Source organism: Palleronia salina (genome assembly GCF_900141995.1).
Classification (GTDB): domain Bacteria; phylum Pseudomonadota; class Alphaproteobacteria; order Rhodobacterales; family Rhodobacteraceae; genus Palleronia; species Palleronia salina.
Genome location: NZ_FQZA01000008.1, coordinates 132,504 through 157,934 on the forward strand (window position 1 = coordinate 132,504; position 25,431 = coordinate 157,934).

Genomic DNA, 25,431 nt, shown 5'->3' on the forward strand with positions numbered 1-25,431 from the left:
CGGGCGGCCCTGGGGCCGCCCGCGGGTCTCGGCTCAGGCGCCGGGGTTGCACTCGCCCAGCGTGGCGTCGTCGCCACCGAACTGGGGGTGATCAGGCGCGTAGGTGACCTGGTCCGTCGGCGTGACCTCGACGATTTCGACCAGGTCGAACTCGTTCTCGGGGTTCTCCTTGCCGCGCACCACGACGACGTCCTTGAAGCACTGGTGGTCTTCGGCGCGATACAGCGTCGGGCCGTTGCCCAGGCCGTCGAACTCGAAGCCTTCCAGGGCCTCGACCACCGCGCAGGGGTTGAAGCTGCCCGCACGGTTGACCGCGTCGGCATACAGCAGCGTCTGCACGTAGCAGGTATGGGCGGCCTGGCTCGGCGGGCGGCCATACTTGTTGCCGAAGGACTGCACGAAGGCGTTGGTGCCGATGTAACGCTCGCCCAGCTGGTTCTCGAGCTTCCAGTCCCAGTTCTGGCTGCCGAGGATGCCGGCGATGTTCTCGCCCGCGCCCTGCGCCATCAGCTCGGAGTAGAGCGGCACGACGATCTCGAACTGCTTGCCGTTGGCGGTGGCTTCACGCAGGCCGAACTGCACGGCGTTGGTCAGCGAGTTGACCATGTTGCCGCCGTAGTGGTTCAGCACCAGCACGTCGGCGCCCGAGTTCAGGACCGGCGTGATGTAGGACGAGAAGTCGGTCTGGGTCAGCGGGGTCTTCACCGCGTTCACGGTTTCCCAGCCCTGCGCCTCGGTCGATTCGCGGACCGCCTGCTCGGTGGTGTAGCCCCAGTTGTAGTCGGCCGTCAGGTGATACGCCTTGCGGTCCGTGCCGTACTGTGCGGCCAGGATCGGCGCGAGCGCGGCGCCCGACATGTAAGAGTTGAAGAAGTGGCGGAAGCCGTTGGCCTTGCGGTCCTTGCCCGTCGTGTCGTTCGAGTGGGTCAGACCGGCCATGAAGATGATGCCGGCTTCCTGGCACAGCGCCTGGACGGCCACGGCCACGCCCGAGGACGAGCCGCCCGAAACCATCACGGCGCCGTCCTTTTCGATCATCGAGCGGGCCGAGGCGCGCGCGGCGTCCGACTTGGTCTGGGTGTCACCGGTCACGTACTCGACGCGCTTGCCGTTGATGCCGTTTCCTTCCAGCGTCTTGGACGAGAAGGTGTTCAGCATGCCGCCGTCGCCTTCACCGTTCAGGTGCTCGACGGCCAGCTCGAACGCGCGCAGTTCGTCCGCGCCCTCGTCGGCATAAGGGCCCGACTGGGGCACGTTGAAGCCCAGCGTGACGGTGTCGCCCTGCGGTGCGTTGGTGAAGCCGGTATGCGCTTCGGCCCAGGCGGCCCCGGTGAAAATCGTCGGCGTCGCCAGAACGGTGCCCGAGGCGGCGCCGGTCTTCAGCAGGCCGCGACGTGTGAAGTTAGATGACGTCATGGAAGTCCTCCCGTTTGGTTTTTTCGTCCGCGACCGTGATTCCTCCGCGCGGACCCACCCTTTTACAAGGATGGCACGATTAATACGGAGATCCGCAAACGTCTCAACAAGGCATTGATGAGTATCGGTTTTTCTGTAAATTAATGAACAATATACATTGGCATTCTGTAAACAATTTTACGCTGTGCCGCAGAAGACCGTTGGATTCACAGGGGAATTTGCCGATGGCCGACACCACGGGGGAAGGGGCGCGCATCCGGGCCCTTCGGCTCGAGACCGGGATCGCGCAGGCCGACCTGGCGCGACAGGCCGGGATCTCGCCGTCCTATCTCAATCTCATCGAACACGGCCGGCGGCCCATCGGGGGGCGGGTGCTGGCCCGGCTGGCCGAGGCGCTGGGCGCGGACGCGGCGGCCCTGTCCCGGGGCGCCGAGGTCGCGCTGATCGAGGACATGCGCCGGGCCGCGGGCCGGGCGGGCGACGGGGATGCGGTCGCGCCCGAGATCGGCCGGGTCGAGGCGATGGCGGCCGCGTATCCCGGGTGGTCGGCCCTGATCGCCGCGCAGGCCGACCGCATCGCCACGCTCGAGCGGGGCATCGCCACGCTGGGCGACCGGCTGAGCCACGACCCGTTGCTGTCGGCCTCGGTGCACGACGTCCTGTCCACGGTGACCGCGATCCAGTCGACCTCGGCCATCCTGGCCGAGGACGCCGCGCTGCCCGCGGACTGGCAGGCGCGGTTTCACCGCAACCTGCACGAGGACAGCCTGCGCCTGGCCAACAGCGCAAGGCGCCTGGCCAGCTATCTCGATGCAGGGACCGGTCCCGAGCACGACGTGCAGACGCCCCAGGACGAGATGGAGGCCTGGCTGACCCACCGCGCGTTCCACGTGGCCGACCTCGAGACCGGTGCATCCGCGCCCGAGGACCTGGCCGGGACACTGCCCGACGGCCCGGACCGCGCCGTGCTGCTGCAACATTTGCGCGACTATGCCCGCGACGCGGCGCAGCTGCCGCTCGATGCGCTGCGCGACGCGCTGCAGCGCACGGGCGCGCCCGATCCCTTTCGCGTCGCGGTCGTGGCCGACGTGCCCGTGCCGCTGGCCATGCGGCGGCTTGCCTCGGCGCCCGAGGACGTGGTCGGCACCCCGCTGGGCCTTGCGGTCTGCGACGGGGCGGGCGCCCTGACGCTGCGGCGGCCGTTGACCGGGTTCGAGATCCCGCGCTTCGGGGCGGGCTGCCCGCTCTGGCCACTGTTCGAGGCGCTGTGGTCGCCGCGGCCCGTAGCTTGCGCGCTGATCCAGCCCGGCCGCGCCACGCGTCCCGTGCAGGCGTTCGCCGCCGCCGAAAGGACCCAGCCGCGCGACCCGTCCGAGCCGGTCGTGTTGCGGGCCACCATGCTGATCGTGCCCGCCGAGGCCGGCGCGAACGCCACCGACAGCCCGCGCCCCGTGGGCCAGTCCTGCCGCCTGTGCCCGCGCGAGGGATGCCCGGCGCGGCGCGAGCCTTCGATCCTGCCCGACGCCCAGGGGTGAAAGGGATGGACTTGATTTTGACTCGGCCCCGGTGCCCCGCCATACTGTGCCACGCCGGTGGGACACCATCGCCGGACCACAGAGGGGAGGCTGTGTGTTGAGCGACGGCAAGCGCGTCCTGCTGATCGAGGACGAGCCCAACATCATCGAAGCGGTGCGTTTCATCCTGTCGCGGGACGGATGGCGCGTGTCGACCCATTCCGACGGGGCCGACGCGGTGGACGCCGTGCGCGCCCGCGCGCCCGACCTCGTGATCCTCGACGTCATGCTGCCCGACCGGTCGGGATACGACATCCTGGCCGACCTGCGCGCCGACGACGCCATGAAAGAGCTGCCGGTGCTGGTTCTGACCGCGCGCGGCCAGCAGAAGGATCGCGATCTCGCCCTGCGGCTGGGCGCGACCGAGTTCATGGTGAAGCCCTTCTCGAACCAGGCCCTTCTGGAAGCCGTGCGCCTGATCGCGGCGCCCTCGACCGGGGCCCCGCAATGAGCACCCATGAAGACGGCTCCGGCCCGTCGGACCCGACCGAGCTGCCGACCGAACGGCCGCCGGTCGACCCGGCAAGCGCCGTGCCGGTCCCCGATCCCGCACCCTTCAGCGGCCGCGACGGCTACGAGCGGCGCCGCCTCACCGACGCGGCGCGCCTGTTGCCGGTTCTGGCCGCCGTGCTGTTCTTCCTGCCCATCCTCTGGGCCGGGCAGGGCGACGGGAGCGCTGCGGCATCCACGGCGCGCGGCGGGCTTTACCTGTTCGGGGTCTGGGCGCTTCTGATCGGGGCGGCGCGGCTCCTGTCCATGGCGCTGGCGCGCTCGGCTGACGGGCCGGGGGCGTGAGCGCGCCCGTCCAGGGGGACTGAGCCCGTGCCGCTGAACCTGGTGGTCGTGTCGGCCATCGCCTATGTCGCGCTGCTGTTCGCCGTGGCCTTCTGGGCCGAGGGCGCGGCGCGGCGCGGCCGGGCGCGGTGGCTGCGCGGCCCGCTGATCTATACCCTGTCGCTGTCGATCTACTGCACCGCCTGGACCTTCTACGGCGCCGTGGGCACGGCGGCGCGCACGGGGCTGGAGTTCGTGACGATCTATCTCGGCCCCACGCTGGTGATGGTGGGGTGGTGGGCGCTTCTGCGCAAGATCGTCCGCATCGGGCAGGTGCAGCGGATCACCTCGATCGCCGACATGATCTCGTCGCGCTACGGCAAGTCCACGGCGCTGGGCGGGTTGGTGACCGCAATGGCCGTGGTCGGCACCGCGCCCTATATCGCGCTGCAACTGCAGTCTGTGACGCTGAGCTTCGCTGCGCTGGCCGGACCCGCGCAGGCCAGCCTGAACGACACCGCGCTGATCGTCGCCATCGGACTGGCCGTCTTCACGATCCTCTTCGGCACCCGCAACCTCGACGTGAACGAAAGGCACAACGGCATCGTCACGGCCATCGCGCTCGAGGCGGTGGTGAAGCTGGTCGCGCTGATGGCGGTGGGGGCTTTCGTCGTCTGGGGCATCGCGGGCGGCCCGTCGCAGACATTCGAGCTGATCGAAGCCGCGCCCATCGCCACGTGGGAGCTGCAGCCAGGCCGCTGGCTGGGCCTGACGATGCTGTCGGCCGCGGCCTTCCTGTGCCTGCCGCGGATGTTCCAGGTCATGGTGGTCGAGAACAGCGACGAGCGGCACCTCGCCACCGCGTCCTGGGCCTTCCCGAGCTACCTGTTCGCGCTCAGCCTTTTCGTCGTGCCCATCGCGGCGGTGGGCCTGCAGGTCATGCCGGCCGGGTCGAACCCGGACCTGTTCGTGCTGACCATACCGCTGGCGCAGGAGCAGGACGCCCTCGCCATGCTGGCATTCCTCGGCGGCTTCTCCTCGGCCACGTCGATGGTGATCGTCGCCTGCATCGCGCTGGCCACGATGATGTCGAACCACGTGATCGTGCCTTTGTGGCTGGCCATGCGCGAACAGGGGGCGACGGTGTCGGGCGACGTGCGCCACGTGGTGATCGGCGCGCGGCGAGCCAGTATCGTGGGCCTGCTCGCGCTGGGCTACGTCTACTACCGGTTTACCGGCGGCGGCGCGTTCCTGGCCTCGATCGGGCTGATCTCGTTCTGCGGGGTGGCGCAGATCCTGCCGGTGCTCCTCGGTGGCATCTTCTGGCGCGGCGCCACGCGGATCGGGGCGGGCGCCGGGCTGATTCTGGGCTTTGCCGTCTGGACCTGGACGCTGTTCCTGCCCAGTTTCGGCGATGGCGTCGCCGTGTCGGCGGCGACCATGGCCGAGGGGCCCATGGGCTTCGGCTGGCTGCGGCCCCACGCGCTTTTCGGGATCAGCGGACTGGATCCGCTGCTTCACGCCTTCTTCTGGTCCATGAGCCTGAACACCCTGGCCTTCATCGCCGGGTCGCTTCTGTCGAAGGCTACGGCGATCGAGCGGGTGCAGGGCGCGGCCATGGTCAACGTGTTCCGCTTCGGCTCGGGCGCGCGGGGCTGGACGCCCGCCACGGTCGAGGCCGAAGACCTTCTGATGATGGCGCAACGTATTCTGGGCGGCCGCGAAGCGCAGCGGCTGTTCCGGGCCGAGGCGGTGGCGCAGGGCAAGCGCGGCTTCCTGCCCGATGTCACGCCCGATTTCCTGACGCACCTGGAACGCCAGCTGGCCGGATCGGTGGGCGCGGCAACGGCGCACGCCATGGTGGGCCAGATCACCGGCGGCCTCGTCGTGTCGGTCGAGGAGCTCATGCGCGTGGCGGACGAGACGGCGCAGATCATGGAGTATTCCGCCCGGCTCGAGGCGCAGTCCGAGGAACTGAGCCGCACCGCCGCGCAGCTACGCGAGGCGAACGAGAAGCTGACGGCGCTGTCGATCCAGAAGGACGCCTTTCTCAGCCAGATCAGCCACGAGCTGCGCACGCCCATGACCTCGATCCGGTCATTTTCCGAGATCCTGCGCGACGGCGGCGACATGACGCCCGAGCAGCGCAGCCGGTTCTCGGGCGTGATCCACGACGAGGCGCAGCGCCTGACGCGGCTGCTGGACGACCTGCTGGACCTGGGCGTTCTGGAGAACGGGCAGGTGTCGCTGCGGCTGGAGACCGTGCCGCTGTCGGGTATCATCGACCGGTCGCTGTCGGCCTCGGGGGCGGTGACGCGCATGGCGGTGGCGCGCGACCCCGCGCGCGAGCAGGTCTTCATCGAGACCGATCCCGACCGGCTGAGCCAGGTTTTCATCAACCTCATCGGCAACGCGGTGAAATACTGCCAGGCGCCCGATCCCCGGCTCGATATCCGCGTGCGCCACGCGGGTGCCGGGCTGGACATCGATTTCGTCGACAACGGCGCCGGCATCCCGCGCGAAAGCCAGGAGGTGATCTTCGAGAAATTCGCCCGCGTCGGCGACCCGGACGCGGCGGGGGGCGCCGGGCTGGGCCTGGCCATTTGCCGTGAGATCGTGCACCGGCTGGGGGGCACGATCTCGTACCTGCCGGGCCAGGACGGCGCGGCGTTCCGGGTTCACGTGCCGCTGCGCCAGAACCTGTCGGCCGGATTGGCGGCGCAATAGGGACGGTCTTCAAGCTTTGGTAAGGTCCATCGGCCATTTTGGCGGCGATCCAAACAGCCAGGATGGCGTTTGCCCATGTCCAACCCGTCCCCCCTGCGCCGCAAGATCAGGGATGCGCCCACTGACGCGGCGCCGCACCTGCTGACGCCCGAACGGGTGTGGCGGCGGTCGGTCAGTCATGGATTCGTGCGGTCCATCGCGCTCGAGGCGACGGTCCAGGAGATCGCGCAGACCACTGTCACGCCCGAGGATCTGCGCGAGACGGTCGCGCCCGGCTCATTGGTCGCCTTGCTGGACGGCCCGGCGGGCTATGGCCTTGCCATCCTCGATCCCGGCGGGCTGGCCGCGATGATCGAGGTCCAGACCATGGGCCGGGTGCAGTCGCGCGGGCTGGCCGACCGTCCGGTCACCGCGCTGGACGCCGCGATGGTCGCCGATGCGCTGGACCGGGTGCTGGCCGTGCAGGAAACCCTGGCGGCCGAGATGGGCGCGGGCCGCATGATGTCCGGCTATCGCTTCGCCATGCGGATCGCGAACCTGCGCGAAATCGCGCTAAGCCTTGATGACGCGCCCCATGACCGGGTCTCCATAAGCTTTGCCGCCGGGCCGGGCGGGCCGCGGCAGGCGCGGCTGGACATCGTGCTGCCGCGCCGCGATGTGGCCGCCGCGTCGTCCGACGGGCCGGTGTCCAGTGCCTGGTCGCAAGGGCTAGAACAGCGCCTGCTGGGGGCCGAGGTCACGTTGCGCGCGACCCTTGCGCAGACGCGGATGACGGCCGCCGACCTTCAGGCGCTTGCGCCTGGCGACACGATCGCGCTGCCGCAGGGCGCGCTGGGCGCCGTCGCACTGGTCGGACCGGGCGGGCATGTCCTTGGCACCGGGCGGCTGGGCCAGAGCGGGGGGCAAAAAGCGATCCGCCTGGGCGTGGCGCCGCGCGAATTCGACGAGGCCGCCGTGCCGCAGGTCGAGCCAAGCCTCACCTTTGCCCTGACGGAGCCCGGCGACGAGTGAGGCAGGCACCGTGATAAGCGCCACACGCCCGGGCCGCCCCCGTGGCGCCGCGTTGACGGCATGCACCGGGGAGCGCCCGCCGCGCCACTATGCGTGTGTGGACATGGCGGCGCCCGGTCGTCAGTCGTATCGCAGCTCGGTCGCCTTGCCGCGAAAGATCACGTAGGCCAGCACCGAGTAGGCGATGATCGTCGGCACGACGAAACAGGCGCCCACCAGGATGATCATGAGGCTTTCGGGCGCGGCGGCGGCCTCGTAGATCGTCAGCCGCTCGGGCACGACATAGGGATAGAAGCTGTAGGCCAACCCCAGGTAGGCCAGCGCGAAGACCGCGCTGGACGTCGCGAAGGGCAACCAGTCCAGCCGGTCTTCCGCGAAGGGCATGCGCCGCAGCATCACCCACAGCCCGGCGATCAACGCGGCCGACAGAACGGGCAGGGGGGCCAGCCACAGGATCTCGGGGAAGGCGAACCATTTGCCGAAGATCCGGTCGCTGACCAGCGGCGTGGCCAGAGACACCGCCCCCACGCCGGCCACGATCCCCCACAGGCTGCGCCGGGCCCAGCCAAGCGCCTTTCCCTGCAAACTGCCTTCCGTCTTGTGGATCAGCCAGGTCGCACCGATGAAGCCGTAGCCGACCGCCAGCACAACCGAGGTCAGCAGGGCGAAGAGATAGGTCTCGGCCGTCTTCTCCAGCCCCATGATGTAAAGCCCCAGCATGAAGCCTTGCGCCAGGGCCGTGACCAGCGAGCCTGCGAAGAACAGCCGGTTCCACAGCGCCTTGTGCTGCGCGCGCGCCTTGGCGCGGAACTCGAACGCCACGCCGCGCAGGATCAGCCCCACCAGCATCACGAAGACGGGCAGGTAGAGCGTGGACAGGATCATCCCGTGGGCCGTCGGGAAGGCGACCAGCAACAGGCCCACCGCCAGGACCAGCCAGGTCTCATTGGCATCCCAGAACGGCCCGATCGAGCCGATCATGCGGTCCTGCTCGGCGCGGTCGGCCAGCGGGAACAGGATGCCGACGCCCAGGTCGAAGCCGTCGAGCACGACGTAAACGAGTATCGACAGGCCCATGAGCGAGGCAAAGGCCCAGGGCAGCCAGTCGGCGGGGTTTGAGAAGTCAGGCAGCATCGGTTCACTCCGCGGGGGTCACGGCGGCGACATGCGCCTTGCCGGAATGGTCCATCTCGATGGCGCGCCCGTCCTCCCCGCGCGCGGCCTTGCGCGCGAGGTAGGCGATCACGCCGATATAGGCGATCAACAGGGCCGCGTAGATCGCGAGGTAGGTGAGCAGCGTGCCCAGAACCATCGGCGCGGGCACGTCGGCTACCGCCATGTCGGTGGTCATCACGCCCTGCACCAGCCACGGCTGGCGGCCGATCTCGGTCGTGTACCAGCCGGCAAGCGTGGCCACCCAGCCCGAGAACGCCATGGGCACCAGCGCCCAGAGCAGGGGTTTCGGCAGCCCCTCGACCGCCAGCCAGTGACCCTGGGTCCGCCCCTCGTGCCGGTCGCGGCGGCGCCACATGAAGAAGGCGGCCGCCCAGCTGAGCGCGAGCATCGCCAGGCCCGTGCCCACCATCACGCGGAAGGACCAGAAGACAGGGGCCACCGGCGGGTGTTGCGGTGTGCCGTCCTCGGCTACGAAGTCGTTCAGGCCGGTCAGCTTGCCGTCCCAGTCGTGCGTCAGGATGAAGGAGGCGAGTCCCGGCACCTCGATGGCGTGGCGGTTCAGCCGCGCCTCTTCGTCCGGCAGGCCGAACAGCACCAGCGGTGCGCCCTCTTGCGTCTCCCACAGGCCCTCCATCGCGGCGACCTTGGCGGGCTGGTATTCTTTCGTGTTGAGACCGTGCAGGTCGCCCATGAAGATCTGCACCGGGATCAGCAGCGCGCCGACCATGACGCCGGTCTTCAGCATCGACCGAACCTCGCGCGAGCGGTCGCCGAGCAGCCAGCGGAAGGCCGACACGCCTGCCACGAGGAAGCCGACGGTCAGGAACGACGCCAGCATCATGTGGGCGAAACGGTAGGGCATGGAGGGGTTGAAGATGATCTCCAGCCAGTTGGTCGCATGGGCGACGCCGTCGACCATCTCGAACCCCTGGGGCGTGTGCATCCAGCTGTTCAGCACGATGATCCAGAAGGTCGAAAGCGTGGTCCCGAAGGCCACCAGCGCGGTCGCGGTGATGTGCAGCCAGCCGGGCACGCGCGAGAAGCCGAACAGCATGATGCCGACGAAGGCCGCCTCGAGGAAGAAGGCGGTCAGCACCTCGTAGGCCAGCAGCGGGCCCGCGATGTTGCCGACGGTTTCCATGAAGCCGGGCCAGTTGGTGCCGAACTGGAAGGACATGGTGATGCCCGAGACCACGCCCATGGCGAAGCTGAGGGCGAAGATCTTCACCCAGAAGCGATAGGAGGCCATCCATTTTTCGTCGCCCGTCCAGGCGAAACGCAGGCGGAAGAACAGCAGGACCCACCCGAGCGCGATGGTGATGGTCGGGAACAGGATGTGGAACGAGATATTGGCCGCGAACTGGATGCGGCTGAGAATGAGGGTGTCGAGCGTTTCCATGGTGGTGTCGTGTGTCTGGGTTAGCTTCTGGTGGACGGCAGGTAGCCGCCGGCTTTGTCGATCAGGCCCGCGAGACGGCTGCCGTAGGTCATGAGGCGGACCAGCTTCTCGGTCTCGAGCCGGGCCATGTCGTCGTAGAAGTCGGTCATCATCTCGATCATCTCGCGCAGCTCGGCGATGCGGGCCTCGGCATAGTCATCCCCGCCGGGGCCCTGCATCTCGAGCTCGCGGAGCTTCGACAGCGTCGGGTCGATCTCGCGTTTCTTGCGCTCCTCGATAAGGGTGCGGACGATGAGCCACAGGTCGTCGGGGGTCGTGAAATGCTCCTTCCGGTCGCCGGGAAGATGCTTGCGCAGGACGAGGCCCCAGGACTGCAATTCCTTCAGCCCCATCGAGGTGTTGGACCGGCTGATGCTCAGTGCCTCGGTGATCTGGTCGGCGTTCAGCGGTGCCGAGGACAGGAAGAGCAGGGCATAGATCTGGCCGACCGTACGGTTGATCCCCCAGCGGCTTCCCATCTCGCCGAAATGCAGGACGAACTCCTGGTGCAGGGGCGTCATCTTCATCGGGTACGATCCTTCTCTCCTGAAATTTCAGAAATTTCTGAAAGTCGTGGTCCTGATCTAGGGACGATACCGTGAGGTCTCAATCCACGGATGGGGAGAATTCGCAGTGAGATACGTTTTGTCGCAGGTCGGGCCGAAAGCCGTGCGCGCTTGCCTGTGAAATGTTTGCGCATCAGTGGCTTGAGAAAGGTTCTTGCAGCTCCACCGCACCGTTCAGGGACCAGCGGCTGCCGCGACGTCGGCCATGAGTATGCTGCATAGCGGCAATTCCGATGCCGTGATTGTGCAGGCGCAGCATCGGCATAGGTTGGTGGTCAACGCCAAGCGGCGAAGAGACACCAAGGAAAGAGGCCTGACATGGCACACGCATCCACCGATTTCATCCAGCGCGGCCGCACCGGTCTGCGCGCCCAGTTCGACAGCCTGCGCGCGGCCTACGAACGCCACGCCCGGACCCGCACGGCCTATCGCAAGATGGTCGACGAGCTGCACGCCTACAGCGACCGGGACCTGGCCGAACTGGGGTATCACCGCAGCGAGATCGGCCGCATCGCGCGCGAAGCGTCGCGCAACGCCTGAGCGCGCCCGGACCGACCTGACCCCGTCGCGCGCGCCGTCGAAATAGGGATAAAGTTCCCCACGCGGGATCTTGCGCGGCGCCGGTTTCGGGACAATATCGGCGCGGCCACCCGGACCCCGATGCGCGAGTCGCATCGCCGGGCCGGGTCGGACGCGCCCGGCGATTCCGGGCCTGGAGTCCCGACAAGTGAAACAGCCTTCGCGGTGTTTCGCAGCCTACCTTCGGTTCCCGCCAATTCGGCCGGGCCGGATACCTTTCAGCGAAAAGCGTGAAACCGATCCAGCGCGATGCGATCCCCGTGGTTCGTCGCGCCGGCAAGGCTGTGCGCGTGTCGCGCCCCGATATCCCCACATACTGATCCCGACGCACGGCCAAGCTGCCGCGCGTCCCCTTGCGAGGACACGTCCGTGATCCACATGACCGCGTTGTTTTCGAGCGTCGCGGCGCTCGTGCTGGCCTTTGCCATCTATGCCAGGACCCATCCGCTTCGCCACTCCGGCTGGCTGCGGGGCGAGATCCTGTTCTCGATCCTGCTCGCGATGCTGGTGGGGCTGTTCCCCATGGCGCTGATCACGCCGCTCATCGGCGTGTGGGAGATCGTCACCGGCGTGATCTCGGCGGCGTCGACGATCTCGGTCGCGGCGGATCTCGTGGCGCTGGTCTGCGCTTTTGCCGCCGTGCTGGTGTTCCGCGCGGCGGTGCGGGACGCGTTCCGCCAGGGCGTGCAACCAACGGTGCTGCAGCGCTGATCGGCTAAGCCCGCGCGGACTGCCGGGCCGGATCAGGGCAGGGGCGTCAGCCCTGTGCCCCGCCCTGGCCCGCCAGCGCGCGCAGCTGCGGCACGACGGGCGACAGGTCATAGCCGGCCTCGCCCGCCCGGGCGACGATATCCTCGACCGGCATCACGGGCGCGGCTCCGAAGGCCCAGACGAAGGTCGACCGCGTGCCCGACCGGCAATAGGCCAGCGTCGGGCCGTCGGCCTTGGCCAGCGCCTCGGCCTGCGCGGTGATCTGCGCGGGGCCCATGCCGCCGTTCGACACCGGGTTCAGCACGAAGTCGAGTCCCGCCGCACGCGCGGCTTCGGCCATGGCGTCGCTTGCGTGATCGGGCCCGACCTCGTCATCGGGGCGGTTGCAGATCACGGTGGTGAAGCCTTGCTCGGCCAGCGCCGCCATGTCCTGCGGGTCGAGCTGCGGCGCTACGGCATAGCGGTCGGTGAGGCGGCGAATGTCCATGGCGGGCCTTTCAGGTTCTCGGATCTGGTTCGCGCGCGACCCTAGCGCCCCGCCACGGCCGGGCCAAGGGGCGTGCCGATCACGCGGTGTTGCGCCCACGCTTCTTCAGCTCGGCCCGGGCCACCTGCCGGCGGTGCACCGCGTCGGGGCCGTCGGCCAGCCGCAGGGTGCGCAGGTTCGTCCACTGCCGCGCCAGGGGCGTGTCCTGGCTGATGCCCGCGGCGCCGTGCACCTGCACCGCGCGGTCGGTGACCTCGAGTGCGACCAGCGGCGCCACGACCTTCACCTGGCTGATCCACGGCGCGGCGGCACGGGCATCGCCCTGGTCCATCATCCACGCGGCCTTCAGGCACAGCAGGCGGGCCTGCTCGATCTCCATCCGGCTGTTGGCGATCTGGTCGTACATGTCGCCCAGCTGGCTCAGCGGCTTGCCGAAGGCCTCGCGCACCTCGGCGCGGTCCACCAGCAGTTCCAGCGCCAGCTCGGCCTGGCCGAGCGCGCGCATGCAGTGGTGGATGCGGCCGGGGCCCAGGCGGCCCTGGGCGATCTCGAAGCCGCGGCCCTCGCCCAGAAGCATGTTCTCGGCCGGGACGCGCACGTCGGTGAAGCGGATGTGGTAATGCCCGTGGGGTGCGTCGTCGTGGCCATAGACGGTCATCGGGCGCAGCTTCTCGATGCCGGGCGCGTCGGCGGGGACCACGATCATCGAATGGCGCTTGTGCTTGGGCTGGTCGTCGCCGCCGGTCTTCACCATGACGATGTAGACGGCGCAGCGCGGGTCGCCCGAGCCGGTGGCCCACCATTTCTCGCCGTTCAGCACGTAGTCGTCGCCGTCGCGCACGCAGGATAGCGAGATGTTGGTGGCGTCCGAGCTGGCCACGTCCGGCTCGGTCATCAGGTAGGCCGAGCGGATCTCGCCGTTCAGCAGCGGCTCGAGCCAGCGCGCCTTCATTTCGTCGGTGCCGTAGCGCTCGAACACCTCCATGTTGCCGGTGTCGGGCGCGTTGCAGTTGAAGACCTCGGCGGCCAGGTGCGACCGGCCCATTTCCTCGGCCAGGTAGGCGTATTCGACCGTGGTCAGGCCGCGGCCGCGATCGCTGTCCGTCAGCCAGAAATTCCACAATCCCCGTGACCTGGCCTTCGACTTTAATCCTTCGAGGATCTCGGTCTGGCGCGGCGTGAACGCCCAGCGGTCGCCCTTGGGCACCTCGGCCAGATACTCGGCGTCGAGCGGCGCGATCTCGTCCCGGACCATGGCGCGCACGTCCTTCAGCAGCGGCGCAAGCGTGTCGGTTATTCCAAGATCCATGGCCGCCATATCGTCCCCTCGAAGCGTTTGGTGGCGCAGGATGGCATCGCCCTTGGCAAAGTCAATCGCACCGGTTGCAAAACCGTTGCGCCCCCCAGCATGGCCAATAAGGTGCCCCCATGATCAAGGGGTTGGACATCACGCAGGCGGATCTGGACGCCTGGCTCTCGGACCACGTGCCGGGCTTCGCGCGGCTGCGGGGCGTCGTGAAATTCGGCGATGGCCAGTCGAACCCGACCTTTCGGCTGGACGCCGACAGCGGCACATACGTTCTGCGCGTCAAGCCACCGGGAAAGCTTCTGAAATCGGCGCACGCGGTGGACCGGGAATATCGTGTCATGGCGGCGCTGGGCGGTACGGACGTGCCGGTGCCCGCCATGCTGGCGCTGGCCCCAGACGACGCGTCGCCCATCGGGCGGGCCTTCTTCGTGATGGAATACCTGGACGGGCGCATCTTCTGGGATCCGGGCCTGCCCGAGCTCGACCGCGACGCGCGGGCGGCGATCTACGACGGCATGAACAAAACCCTGGCCGCGCTGCACGATGTGGACGTCGCGGCGGCGGGGCTGTCGGATTTCGGCAAACCAGGCGACTATTTCGCGCGGCAGGTCGATCGGTGGTCGCGGCAGTATCGCGACAGCGTCGATCAGCCCTCGGACGACATGGCGCATCTCATGGCCTGGCTCGAGCGGAACAGGCCCGCCGATGACGGGGCGGTGGCACTGGTCCACGGTGATTACCGGATGGACAACATGATGTTCGCGCCGCGATCCCCTGATGTTGTTGCACTTCTAGATTGGGAGCTGTCGACCCTGGGCCATCCTCTGGCCGACCTGGCCTACCAGTGCATGCAGTGGCGGTTGCCCCATGACGCGGGGATGCGGGGGCTCGGTGGTCTGGACCGTGCGGCGCTGGGACTTCCGTCCGAGGCCGATTACGTCGCCGCCTATTGCGACCGCCGGGGCATCGGACCCATCGACAACTGGTCCTTCTACCTGGCGTTTTCCTTCTTCCGCCTGGCCGCGATCCTGCAGGGTGTCTTCGCGCGGGCCGAGGCGGGCAACGCGTCGAACCCCGAAAAGGCCCGCGCCTATGGCCGTGCGATCCCGCTTCTGGCCGGCATGGCGGTGGACCTGACGCGCGACGAGGGCGCGGCATGAGTATCCGTATGGACCAAGACGTGGCCATCATCACGCTGCCGGCCTGGCTGGACGCGCCCGGCCTGTCGGCGCTGAGCCTCGAGCTGGACCAGGCGCTGGGCGATGCGGCCGTGCGCGGTGTCGTGCTCGAAGCCGCGCGGCCCGGGGTGTTCTGCCGGGGCCTGCCGCTGGACCGGCTTGACGACCCCGCGCCCTGTCGTCTGGCGGAACGGATTCGCGGGGCCGACAAGCCTGTGATCGCGGCGCTGTCCGGGCTCGCCTCGGCGCAAGGGGCCGAGCTGGCCCTGGCGGCCGGTCTGCGCGTGGCCCATCCGGGCGCGGTCCTGCGGCTGAACGACGTGGCGCTGGGCCTGCCCCCGGCCGCGCTGGCCACGGCGACGCTGCCCGCGCTGGTGGGGGGCCGGGCGAGCCTTTCCATGCTGCTGGGGGGCCGCGCCGTGCCGCTGGGCAAGGCGCCTGCCGGCCTTGTGGACCTGGTGGATCCCGACCCGTTGAGCGCGGCGGTCGCGCTGGCTCGCGAGGGCACGCCGCCGCCGGAACGTGACGGCCTGTCCGATCCGGGCGCGCTGTTCGATGCCACCGCCGCCGCCCGCGCCGGTGCCGGGTCAGACGAGCTTGCGCTGCGGATCATCGACTGTGTCGAGGCGACGCTGACCGTGCCCCGCTCGGCCGCGGCCGAGATGGCCGAAACCGCCCGGTCCGAGGCACTGGACGATGGCCGTGCGCGGGCCCTGATCCACCTGGCACAGGCCGAGCAGGAGATGGACCTCACCCCCCCGGCCACGCGGCTGCCGGGCCGGATCGCCATCGTCGGCGGCACCAATGTCGCGGGCGTCATGGCCGTGGCCGCGTTGCGCCGCGGCGCGCAGGTGGACCTGGTGGGGCTGGACGATGACGGTCTGGCGCGCGCGGCGGAAACCGTGCTGGGCCGGATCGATACGCTTGCTGCCGAGGGGCGGCTGTCGGAGACGGGCCGCGACGCGATGCTGGCGCGCTTTGCCCCGGGCACCGAGATCGAGGTTCTGGGCGAGGTGGACATGGTCGTCGAGGCCGCGACCTCGGCCGCCGAGCTTCGGGCGGACCTGGCACAGGCGATGGCGGTCCTGACGCGGCCCGGCGTGCCGATCGTCCTGGGCGGCAGCGACACCGACCCGGTTTCACTGGTGGGAACCGGCCGGGCCGCGGACGCCGTCGGCCTTCACCTGCCGCGTCAGTCCACCGCGCTGGCCGAAATCGCCGTGGCCAGGGACACGTCCGATGCCGCTCGCGATGCGACGGCAGCGCTGGTCCGGGCCCTGGCGCGGCGTCCGCTGGTCGTGCGCCCCACGCCGGGCCGCGTCCTCGCCCGGCTGGAGGAAGCGGGCCTGGCGGCCTGCGAGACGCTTGTGGTCCGCGGGGCCGGCGTGCCCGCGTTGGAGCAGGCGTTGACGGATCTGGGTCTGTCCGAGACCCCGCTGGCGCGTGCCGCCGCGCGGGGCTTGGCCCGGGTTCAGGCCGAGCGGGCGGCGCGGAACAGGGGCACCGGGGGCGCCATCGACATCCTGCTGCGCGCCGGGGGCGACGGGCTGGAGGATCTCGACAGCGTCGCGGCCGAGATGCGCAGCGCGCGGGGCGATACCGATGCCGCCATGGCGCCGGCCGCCATCCGCACCGCGTGGATCGCCCTCGTCGTGGCCGAGGCGGTCGAGATCCTCGCGGCGGGCGGCGTGCGGCGCACGGGTGATTTGGACGTGGCGAGCCTGCCCGCGTTGGGCCTGCCGCGCGACAGCGGCGGCATCCTGCATCTGGCCGACCGGACGGGCCTGCTCAGGATCGCCACCGCGCTGCGCGATATGGGCGAGACGCCGCACAAGCTGATCGATGTGCTGATCCGCAACGGCAAGGGCTTCGCGTCGATCTGACCGGGCGGGTCAGCCCAGGAAGAGCCCCGCGACCACCAGCCCCAGCCCGATCATCGACAGCATCAGCGATCCGAGGTTCCACGCGACCAGCCGTTGCAACCGGGCGCGCAGGGCGTCGTCGGACAGGCCCGCACGGCGCGCCCGGAGCGCGGAGACGATGCAATAGACCAGCCCGAGAAGCCCAAGGAGCGCGACGGCCGCGCCGCCCAAAACCAGTGATTGCATCCGAAGGCTCCCCTGTTGCCGTCCCGCCGGGCGGGCGTCGGACGGCTAGGCCATTGGCCGCCGCATCGCAAGCCCCGGGCGGTCTTGCCCATGCCCGGGCGGGGCGCTATCCCGAGCCTTCAAATCGCGCGCATCCCGAAGGAGCCCCGCCATGACCGACACCGCCGACAGCGTCCTCGACTCCAACTACCGCGTCACCGCAGACGAGCTGCGCCAGTTCATCGAGCGGTTCGAACGGCTGGAGCAGGAAAAAAAGGACATCGCCGAGGCGCAGAAGGAAGTGATGGCCGAGGCCAAGGCGCGCGGCTACGACACCAAGGTCATGCGCAAGGTCATCGCGCTGCGCAAGCGCGACAAGGACGACATCGCCGAGGAAGAGGCGGTGCTGGAAATGTACAAGGAAGCGCTGGGCATGAGCTGAGCCGGTCCGCGATCGGCTGGCCGCGCGCCCCGGTCAGAACGACCTGAAGGCGGATGCGGGACAGGGGCCGATCGACCGGCCCGCCACGGTCGCGCGCCCTAGCGGGACAGGATGCGCACCCGCTCCATCCGCGCGATATCGCCCAGGTCGGCCTCGTAGATCGTCGTCAGGTCGTCCAGCAGGTCCTGGTTCCAATCCGGGAGGTCCGGCTGGGCCATGATCGCGTCGGGATCGGCGAACTTGTCGAGAAAGGCCGCGATGATCCGCCGCTCGATGGTCCGCGACTTGGGCGGGTGTGCGGCCAGGTAGGCCCGGAGGCGGGGCATCCCCTCGTCGCACATCAGGTGGCGTGTCAGGTCGAAACGGCCCGTCAGGTGCAGGTCGGGGCCAACGCCCGCCATCGTGCGCATGAGCTCTTCCCACAGAAGCGGCATGTCCTCGTAGCACCACAGCGTGAGCGTCGCGTCCGGGCAGGCCTCGAGAAGCTGGCGCACCGGCACCGACCAGCGCAGTTGGCGCGGATCGGTCCCTCCCATCAGCCGGTCGTAGCCGACGTCGTCGCCCGCGGCGGAGACGATCGCCGGCAGGAACGTCGTCATGTCCCGCACGCACATGTGGAAATCCACGGGGTGGTCGGGGAAGATATTGCGCAGCCACCCGGCCTTGTACATCCGCGGGTAAAGCTGGCCCTCGCCCACGGCCATGGCGGGGACCGATATGAAGCTGGAATTGCTCAGCACCAGGTGGTCGGGGCTGGCACCTTCCAGGATGGTTTCGAGCACTGCGTCCTGGGTGTCGGGATCGGCCGGTTTGCCCATGAGCGTGTTCAGCACGTCGCGCAGGACCGGGCGGTAGCGCGACGGCCCCGGCACGCAGACGCCCGCGTGGTCCAGCGCATCGCGGTTGCGCAGGAGCGATTTGATCAGTCGTTCGCCCTCGGTCATGTGGGCGCCGATATGGAAGCTGATTCGCATGGGCTGTTCGGTCATCGTCCCCGGTCCTAGCATGGTGCTGTCCACGAATTGAGGCATAATCGCGCAAGCCCGCCGGACGCGGCATGGAGGCCGCATTGACGGTTTTCCACCGCCGCGGGCTGGGCTAAGACACGGCCATGGCCGATAAAATGAGTCAGATTTCACCGCCCGCGCGCCGCGTTTCATCGGCCATCGACGGCTGGTCGATCGGGGCCGCCCTGATCGCCGGGCTGGTCCTGCTGCCCATCGCCGCCGTGGTGTGGATGGCCCTGTTCCCGACCGAGCCGATCTGGGGCCACCTGATCTCGACCACGCTGCCGCGTTACATGAGCAACTCGCTGGTGCTCATGGCGGGGGTCGGCGCGCTGGCCGCGACGGTGGGGACCGTCACCGCGTGGCTGGTGGTGATGTACGACTTCCCCGGGCGGCGCTGGCTGGAGTGGGGGCTTTTGCTGCCGCTGGCCGTGCCGGCCTATGTGGGGGCCTATGCGCTGACCGATTTCCTGGAATACGCAGGGCCCGTGCAGACCGGCCTGCGCGCGCTGATGGGATGGGAAAGTGCGCGCGATTATGCCTTCCCCGAGGTCCGGTCGCGGGGCGCGGCGCTTCTGGTGCTGGCCGCATCGCTGTTTCCCTATGTCTACCTGATGGCCCGCGCCGCCTTCCGCGAGCAGTCGGGCCGCACGCTCGAGGTGGCGCGGGCGCTGGGCGCGGGGCCGGTCGCCCGGTTCTGGCGCGTGGGCCTGCCCATGGCGCGCCCCGCCATCGCGGCCGGAACCGCCATCGTGATGATGGAGACGATCAACGATTTCGGTGTCGTGGAATATTTCGGGGTGCAGACCCTGACCACCGGGATCTTCACCGTCTGGCTGGAGATGCGCAACGCCGGCGGCGCGGCGCAGATCGCCTGCGTGATCCTGGCGCTGGTCCTGGCGCTGGTGACGCTGGAAAAGCTGTCGCGCCGCCGGTCGCGCTTCTTCCGGCTGTCGCGCAGCGATGTGCCATTGACGCGCGCGCGGCTGGCGGGCGGGCAGGCGGCCCTTGCAAGCCTGGCCTGCCTGCTGCCCTTCGTCTTCGGCTTCGTGCTGCCGGTGGGGGTGCTGTCGCACCATGCCTGGGTCAACGCCCATGCCTGGATCGACCCGGATCTCGGCCGCGCGCTGTGGCACACGCTGGCCACCGGGGGGGCCGCGGCGGGGCTGACGGTGACGGGGGCGCTGGTGCTGGTCTATGGCGTGCGGCTGGCCCGCGCGACCCTGCCGCGGTTGCTGCTGCCCGTGACCACCATCGGCTACGCGGCGCCGGGCGCGGTGCTGGGCGTGGGGATCCTGCTTCCGCTGGCGGCTTTCGACCACGCGCTGGCCGATACGTGGCTGGCCATCACCGGGACCGACCCGGGCCTGATCCTCACCGGCTCGGCCGCGGCCATCGTGCTGGCCTACATGGTGCGTTTCTTCGCCATCGCCCAGGGCGCCGCCGACGCGGCCATGGGGCGCGTGGCCCCCAGCCTGCCCATGGCCGCGCGCGCGCTGGGGCGCAGCCCCGGGGCCACCCTGCGGGCGGTCTACCTGCCGCTGATCCGCGGATCCGTAGGCACGGCGCTGCTGCTGGTCTTCGTCGACTGCGTGAAGGAGCTTCCCGCGACGCTGCTGCTGCGGCCCTTCAACTACAACACGCTGGCCACGCGGGTCTACGAACAGGCATCGCTCGAGCGCATCGGCGAGGCCGCACCGGCCGCCCTTCTGGTCATGCTGGTGGGGCTCGGCGCAGTTGCGATCCTGGCGCGCGCCAACCGCTGACGCGCGCACCGGCCATGGACAAGGACCGGCCCCTGGTCTTATACGGACCGCGTGCCTCTATAGCTCAGCTGGTAGAGCAACTGATTTGTAATCAGTAGGTCGCGGGTTCGACTCCTGCTGGGGGCACCAATCAAATCGAACGCCGGAACGGATTGTCGCGGCCGTGTTGGGCGAGCCGAACGCGCTTGCGTCCAGCGGATCCGCCCGGGCCGATGGCAGCCTTCCGCCCCCTGTCCCAGCTTGACCCTGCGGAACCGGCTGCCTAATGCTGTCTCAGTTCATTTACGTATCCTTTGACGCTGCCCACGCGGCGCACCCAGTTTTACCGCCCCGCGTGATTTTCAGAACCTGAGGGGCCCACGATGTCACTTGACCGCTATTCCGCCGTCACGGGGGGTGTCGCCGACGGCCTCAAGTATGGTCGCAACGTCCTGGATGGTATCGGCGCCGCCGTCACCGCGGGACAGGCGGGGATGTTCGTCTACGGCAAGTCCAAGGACTTCACCGACGGCGTGCCGTGGAAGCTGGACGCGGTGAAATACACGCTGGCCGCGGTGAACGTCGTGTCGCCCCTTAAGGCGCCGATCAAGGTTCTGCAAGCCGCGGTCACCAACGTGGAACGGCCCGTCGAGACCATCAAGGAAGTGCAGGACAGGCTGGACGGCATCACCCTGCAAAGCACGCTCGATCAGCGCCAGACGTTCAACGCCATCTTCAAGGTCAAGGATTTCCTGGCGGCGATGGACTTTTCCATCGCGCTGGTACGCGATCCGCTGACGGTACTGATTTCCGGGCTCGAACTGGCCTCGCGCGGAAGCACCAACCAGTACCACGCCATGAACGGCAACCTGGACTACCACCTCGGCCGTCTCGGCATCGGGGCGAGCGCGGCAGAGGATCCTGCGGCCCAAAGCACGTCCACCGAAGGCTGGGCGTTCGCCGATTTGCAGGCGGGCCTCGACGCCGAGTCCGCGGTGCGCATCGATCGTCTTGTCGCAGTCACGCCGCAGGTCACGGCGGTGAACGAGGCGTTCGAGAACCTCCTGGGGATCTTCGATCGGATCGACTTCGACTCGATCAACCTCGAACTGTCCGGGGTCGAGGAAATCGGCAAACTGCTGGACAAGTTGAAGGTGCCGCTGGACATCGCGCTCAATGCGATCGACCCGATCCGGCCGCTGCTGGACGCCATCGGCCTGGTCTCGCAGCTCGTGGACTCGGTGGTCGATTTCATCGTCGAGTCCCTTGGGCTCGGCGGTCTTATGGATGCCGCGGAAGAGGCGATTGCCGACCTGCTGCCGCCTATCGATCTGCTGGACGCGTTCTTCGATCTGATCAAGCCGCTGGTCGAGGGGCTGGAGCAGTTCATCGACAATGCCCTGGGCGCGTTCGACATGATGGACGCGGTGACCGAAGCCGCGTTCGGCAACGGCTTCGGCGATGCCCTGAACAGTTTCGCGGGCTGGTCCAACGACCTCGATAACGTGCTGCGCGGGGACGAGGGCGATGACGCGCTCGACGCCCTGGGCGGCGACGATACGATCTATGGCGGCGCCGGCAACGACGTGATCGTGGCGGGCACCGGTGATGACGAGATCTGGGGCGAGGCGGGCGACGATTTCATCCACTTCAATGCCAGCTTCACCGGGTACGAACTGGCCCGCGAACGCCTGCCCGGCGATACCGACCAGGCGACCGGCGACATTGTCGTCAGCCACGTGCGCCCCTTCGGCACGTTCAATACCGGCGTCGACATCCTGCGTGACCTGGATGACGGCGATATCGTCGCCTTCACCGATATCGCCTTCACCGGGGCCGAACTGAAATCCGCGTTCATCGGCGGCTCGGTCCTGACCGGATCGGCGCGCAACGACCTGATGTTCCTCAACTCCACCGGAACGCGGATCGACGGGTACTACGTGGCCGAAGGGCTGGAGGGCGACGACCGCATCTTCGGCTCCACCGGCGATGACAGGCTGATCGGGGGGGCGGGCAACGACGTTCTGCTGCCGGGCCTGGGCGACGACGAGGCCCTCGGCGGGACGGGAGACGACACCTTCCAGGTCCTGGCCGGCAGCCTCGGAAGCCTGCGCGTCGACTTGGGCGAGGGGACCGCGTTCGGGCAAGGGTCCGACACGCTGGTCGATATCGAGAACGTCATCCTGCAGCCCGGGCAAAAGCACTTCGTGCGCGGCACCGACGACCCCAACGCCATCTATACCGCCGATGGCCAGGACGTGATCACCGGGCGCGGCGGGTCCGATTTCATCCGCACGGGCGGCGAGGACGATTTCATCGTCGCGGGGGCCGGTGCGGACACGATCGACGCCGGCTCGGGCCGCGATGTCATGATATCGGGCAGCGCGGCAGCGCTGGGCGTCACCGACACCTATATCGGCGGCGACGGGTTCGACGTGGTGTCCTACACCGGGGAATCGACCACCATCCGCGACGATGTGAACGCGGTGAACGACGACCCCTCGATCCTTCAGACCGTGAAGAATTACATGGCCGAGACCGCGGCCAGCGGCCGGGTCGAGATCGACGGGACCACGGGGCGTATCGCCCGGTTCGACGCCGACGGCACCCAGGTGGCCACCGACGAGACCGACGGGGTCGAGGGGTTCATGGGATCCGACGTGGCCGACCTGCTGGTCGGCGGCCCGGTGGCGTCCTGGCTTCACGGGGCCGGTGGCGACGACGTGATCCGTACCAACGGGACCGAGCACATCTTCGGCGGCCGGGGCGACGACCTGATCCTGGCGCAGCGCGTGGATGGCGGCGCGACCCAGCTGCAGATCGACGGCGGACAGGGCGAGGACCGGCTCGAGCTCGATGGCGTCGGACCCGCGCGCTGGTTCTACCGGGTGGAAAGCAGCATCGCCCTCACCCTGCGCGCGTTCGAGATCGGCACCGAGGGCGAGGATCTGCGCAACACGCCCAACGCGTTCTTCTCGATCAAGCCGCGCGATGTCGAGGCGATCAAGCTTGGTGACTACGCCGATCACGCGATCTACGAGCCGGGCGGCACCCGCCCCACCACCTTCGAGCTGGGCGGCGGCGACGACCGCTTCGACGGCGAGAACGGCTTCGCCGAGGTGTTCGCGGCCGAAGGCGACGATATCGGCAATTTCGACAGGGGCGGCGGCGGCATTTTTCACGGCGGCGCGGGCGCCGATTTCTCGGTCTGGAGCGACACGACCCGCGAGAACGCGGCCCTGATGGGGGCGGGCACGGACCGCGTCGTCATCAAGCGCTTCTTCGGGCACGCCGATGGCGGCGACGGGTTCGACACCATCGGCTTCGACGTCGCGTTCCTGTCGCGCATCGTCGCCGATCTGGGCGCGGGCACCGTGGAATCCTTCAAGGGGCAGGCGACCATCAACGCCGAGCAGGTGGGCATGACGCTCGAAGGGTTCGAGCAGTTCATCGCCACCGGCTTCAACGATCGCGTCACCGGCAGCGGCGCGGACGAGCGTATCGTCGGGCGCGATGGCCGCGACACGCTGAACGGGGCAGGGGGCGCGGACGAGCTGTACGGGGGATCTGGAGACGACTCGATCCTGGGCGGCGACGGCGACGACATCCTGCACGGCGGCGCGGGCAGCGATATCCTGGATGGCGGCGCGGGCGTCGATATGGCGTCCTACGTCTGGGCGCAGCCGGACGGGCTGGACGGGGGCTTCGTAACCACGGGATTTTCCGGCGTGACCGTCGATCTGGGCACAGGCAGCGCCCTGGGCGCCTTCGGCTCCGACACGTTGCGCAACATCGAGAACGTGGCGGGCGGCGCGGGCGACGACGCCCTGACCGGCGACGGGGCCGACAATATCCTGTCGGGAGGGCAGGGCGACGACACCCTGGTAGGCGGCGACGGCGCGGATGTCCTCATCACCGGGAGTGGTTCCGACCTGGCAATCGGGGGGGCAGGAGACGACCGTATCGTCGTCGATCTCGGAACGGCCGAATCCCTCGTCGGCGGAACGGGCGACGACACGCTCGATTTCGGCCTGCTCGACGGGCTGGTCGACGTCGACCTCGAAGCCGGAACCTACTCGGCACAGGTCGAGACGCTGGTCGCCCGGTGGGGCGTTCTCGACGTCGATGGTGACGGAACCGACGACGGCGACGGGTTCGAGGCGCGCCTGATCGGCGGTGACCTGCTGACGCCCGACGATGTCCTGCGAACCGATCCTCTGTTCTCGCGGGATCCCGGCGATCTTGCCCGGAACCTGCCCGAGCCCGGGGAAGACGGGTTTCTCGCCGCGCAGATCGAACAGGTCATCCGCACCTTCGACGCATCAGGCGGGTTCACGGGCATCGAGCGGGTCAGGGGCGGGCTCAGCGATGACAACGTCCGCGGCAGCCGGTCGGCAGACTGGGTCGCCGGCGGCGAGGGCGCGGACACGCTCGATGGCGGCGACGGGAACGATACCCTGGATGGCGGGCAGGGCGCGGACCTGATCTATGGCGGCGCGGGGAGCGATTCTCTGACGGGCGGCGCGGGACCCGGGGCGGACTGGATCACCCCCGGCGGGGGCGACGACACGGTGGACGGGGGCGAGGGCAACGACATGGTGTCGTTCTCGGACCTGGGTGAGACGCCCGGGCGGACCAACCTGGATTACCGCCTGACCATCGATCTCGAGGCCGGGACGGCGGTCAGCCACGACGGCGCGGAGCGGATGAGCCTGCTGAATCTCGAGCGGGTGACGGGCACGATCTTCGCCGATTTCATCCGCGGCGACGCGGGCGCGAACCAGCTGCGGGGCCTGGGCGATTACGACTGGTTCCTGGCGACCACCGGCCCCGACACGATCGACGGCGGCAACGGGCAAGACATGATCAGCTTCGTCGAGTGGCAGAACGCGGCCGCCAACACCATCGGCGACGCCTTCGGGCCGCTGCCGCCCTCGGGCGCGCAGGCCACGGGGATTTACCTGGATTTAACCAATCCGGCCAACAATACGAACCTGGCCGCGGGGCTCGAGCTGACCAGCATCGAGCGGATCACCGGCTCGGGCCGGCAGGACGTGTTCTTCGGCGACGACCAGTCCAACGATTTCCGCGGCCTGGGCGATTTCGACTGGTTCGTCAGCTCCGATGGCGGGCGCGAACGGTATTTCGGGGGGGATGGCGACGACACGGTGACCTATTTCAACGCGCCCGGCGCGGTGACGGCG

General features: G+C 68.9%; 20 protein-coding genes and 1 tRNA gene. 13 read left to right on the plus strand and 8 right to left on the minus strand.

The window, feature by feature from the left end; translation table 11 throughout:
• Window positions 1-33: 33 nt before the first annotated feature.
• On the minus strand, window positions 34-1,416 hold the full coding sequence (locus tag BUB76_RS12350; protein ID WP_073129095.1) for a substrate-binding protein: 1,383 nt from the start codon (window positions 1,414-1,416) through the stop codon (window positions 34-36).
• Window positions 1,417-1,640: 224 nt separating this feature from the next.
• Here BUB76_RS12350 and BUB76_RS12355 point away from each other — a divergent pair, with 224 nt between their 5' ends.
• From BUB76_RS12355 to BUB76_RS12375, 5 genes are all read left to right on the plus strand, one after another.
• Entirely contained in the window at window positions 1,641-2,951 is a 1,311-nt protein-coding gene (locus BUB76_RS12355) for a short-chain fatty acyl-CoA regulator family protein (RefSeq protein ID WP_073129096.1), read from the plus strand.
• 97 nt (window positions 2,952-3,048) lie between these two features.
• Window positions 3,049-3,441 (plus strand): response regulator transcription factor, encoded by a 393-nt coding sequence (locus BUB76_RS12360; protein WP_139250867.1) that lies wholly within the window; start codon window positions 3,049-3,051, stop codon window positions 3,439-3,441.
• Entirely contained in the window at window positions 3,438-3,785 is a 348-nt protein-coding gene (locus BUB76_RS12365) for a hypothetical protein (RefSeq protein ID WP_236737915.1), read from the plus strand. The genes BUB76_RS12360 and BUB76_RS12365 overlap by 4 nt, the downstream gene beginning before the upstream one ends.
• Window positions 3,786-3,812: 27 nt before the next feature.
• On the plus strand, window positions 3,813-6,491 hold the full coding sequence (locus BUB76_RS12370; RefSeq protein ID WP_073129098.1) for an ATP-binding protein: 2,679 nt from the start codon (window positions 3,813-3,815) through the stop codon (window positions 6,489-6,491).
• Between the two features lie 75 nt (window positions 6,492-6,566).
• On the plus strand, window positions 6,567-7,502 hold the full coding sequence (locus BUB76_RS12375) for a FliM/FliN family flagellar motor switch protein (RefSeq protein WP_073129099.1): 936 nt from the start codon (window positions 6,567-6,569) through the stop codon (window positions 7,500-7,502).
• 120 nt (window positions 7,503-7,622) lie between these two features.
• On the opposite strand, the gene BUB76_RS12380 is transcribed toward BUB76_RS12375, so the two are convergent.
• The 3 genes from BUB76_RS12380 to BUB76_RS12390 are packed head-to-tail and all read right to left on the minus strand — an operon-like array spanning window position 7,623 to window position 10,643.
• Complete coding sequence (locus tag BUB76_RS12380) at window positions 7,623-8,636, minus strand: cytochrome d ubiquinol oxidase subunit II (protein ID WP_073129100.1); 1,014 nt, start codon at window positions 8,634-8,636, stop codon at window positions 7,623-7,625.
• A gap of 4 nt (window positions 8,637-8,640) precedes the next feature.
• Window positions 8,641-10,077 carry a cytochrome ubiquinol oxidase subunit I gene (locus BUB76_RS12385; protein WP_073129101.1) on the minus strand — a complete coding sequence of 479 codons (1,437 nt, stop codon included), beginning with the start codon at window positions 10,075-10,077 and terminating at the stop codon, window positions 8,641-8,643.
• A 20-nt stretch (window positions 10,078-10,097) separates the two neighbouring features.
• Window positions 10,098-10,643, minus strand: coding sequence for a GbsR/MarR family transcriptional regulator (locus BUB76_RS12390; protein WP_073129102.1), 546 nt, complete (start codon window positions 10,641-10,643; stop codon window positions 10,098-10,100).
• A gap of 357 nt (window positions 10,644-11,000) precedes the next feature.
• Between BUB76_RS12390 and BUB76_RS12395 the strand changes: the two genes are divergently transcribed.
• Both BUB76_RS12395 and BUB76_RS12400 read left to right on the plus strand, forming a co-directional pair.
• Window positions 11,001-11,222 (plus strand): DUF1127 domain-containing protein, encoded by a 222-nt coding sequence (locus BUB76_RS12395; RefSeq protein ID WP_073129103.1) that lies wholly within the window; start codon window positions 11,001-11,003, stop codon window positions 11,220-11,222.
• A gap of 408 nt (window positions 11,223-11,630) precedes the next feature.
• Window positions 11,631-11,972 carry a hypothetical protein gene (locus BUB76_RS12400; protein ID WP_073129104.1) on the plus strand — a complete coding sequence of 114 codons (342 nt, stop codon included), beginning with the start codon at window positions 11,631-11,633 and terminating at the stop codon, window positions 11,970-11,972.
• Window positions 11,973-12,018: 46 nt separating this feature from the next.
• On the opposite strand, the gene BUB76_RS12405 is transcribed toward BUB76_RS12400, so the two are convergent.
• Both BUB76_RS12405 and BUB76_RS12410 read right to left on the minus strand, forming a co-directional pair.
• Entirely contained in the window at window positions 12,019-12,459 is a 441-nt protein-coding gene (locus BUB76_RS12405; RefSeq protein ID WP_073129105.1) for a protein tyrosine phosphatase family protein, read from the minus strand.
• A 79-nt stretch (window positions 12,460-12,538) separates the two neighbouring features.
• Window positions 12,539-13,768, minus strand: coding sequence for an acyl-CoA dehydrogenase family protein (locus BUB76_RS12410; protein WP_073129122.1), 1,230 nt, complete (start codon window positions 13,766-13,768; stop codon window positions 12,539-12,541).
• 119 nt (window positions 13,769-13,887) lie between these two features.
• On the opposite strand from BUB76_RS12410, the gene BUB76_RS12415 reads away from it, so the two are divergent.
• On the plus strand, window positions 13,888-14,928 hold the full coding sequence (locus BUB76_RS12415; protein WP_073129106.1) for a phosphotransferase: 1,041 nt from the start codon (window positions 13,888-13,890) through the stop codon (window positions 14,926-14,928).
• Window positions 14,925-16,829, plus strand: a complete 1,905-nt coding sequence (locus tag BUB76_RS12420) for a 3-hydroxyacyl-CoA dehydrogenase NAD-binding domain-containing protein (RefSeq protein WP_084140643.1) — start codon at window positions 14,925-14,927, stop codon at window positions 16,827-16,829. Before BUB76_RS12415 ends, BUB76_RS12420 begins: the two co-directional genes overlap by 4 nt.
• 9 nt (window positions 16,830-16,838) lie before the next feature.
• Here the strand turns inward: BUB76_RS12420 and BUB76_RS12425 are convergent, their stop codons facing one another.
• Window positions 16,839-17,054 (minus strand): hypothetical protein, encoded by a 216-nt coding sequence (locus BUB76_RS12425; RefSeq protein ID WP_073129108.1) that lies wholly within the window; start codon window positions 17,052-17,054, stop codon window positions 16,839-16,841.
• Between the two features lie 151 nt (window positions 17,055-17,205).
• On the opposite strand from BUB76_RS12425, the gene BUB76_RS12430 reads away from it, so the two are divergent.
• A complete protein-coding gene (locus tag BUB76_RS12430; protein ID WP_073129109.1) occupies window positions 17,206-17,475 on the plus strand; it encodes a DUF2312 domain-containing protein in 270 nt (89 codons plus the stop codon).
• A gap of 98 nt (window positions 17,476-17,573) precedes the next feature.
• On the opposite strand, the gene BUB76_RS12435 is transcribed toward BUB76_RS12430, so the two are convergent.
• Entirely contained in the window at window positions 17,574-18,464 is an 891-nt protein-coding gene (locus tag BUB76_RS12435; RefSeq protein ID WP_084140644.1) for a hypothetical protein, read from the minus strand.
• 134 nt (window positions 18,465-18,598) lie between these two features.
• Here BUB76_RS12435 and BUB76_RS12440 point away from each other — a divergent pair, with 134 nt between their 5' ends.
• From BUB76_RS12440 to BUB76_RS12450, 3 genes are all read left to right on the plus strand, one after another.
• On the plus strand, window positions 18,599-20,248 hold the full coding sequence (locus tag BUB76_RS12440) for an ABC transporter permease (RefSeq protein WP_073129124.1): 1,650 nt from the start codon (window positions 18,599-18,601) through the stop codon (window positions 20,246-20,248).
• A gap of 53 nt (window positions 20,249-20,301) precedes the next feature.
• Window positions 20,302-20,377 (plus strand) — tRNA-Thr (locus tag BUB76_RS12445).
• A 233-nt stretch (window positions 20,378-20,610) separates the two neighbouring features.
• Window positions 20,611-25,431, plus strand: a 4,821-nt coding sequence (locus BUB76_RS12450) for a calcium-binding protein (protein ID WP_073129110.1), incomplete at its 3' end; no start/stop codon positions are given.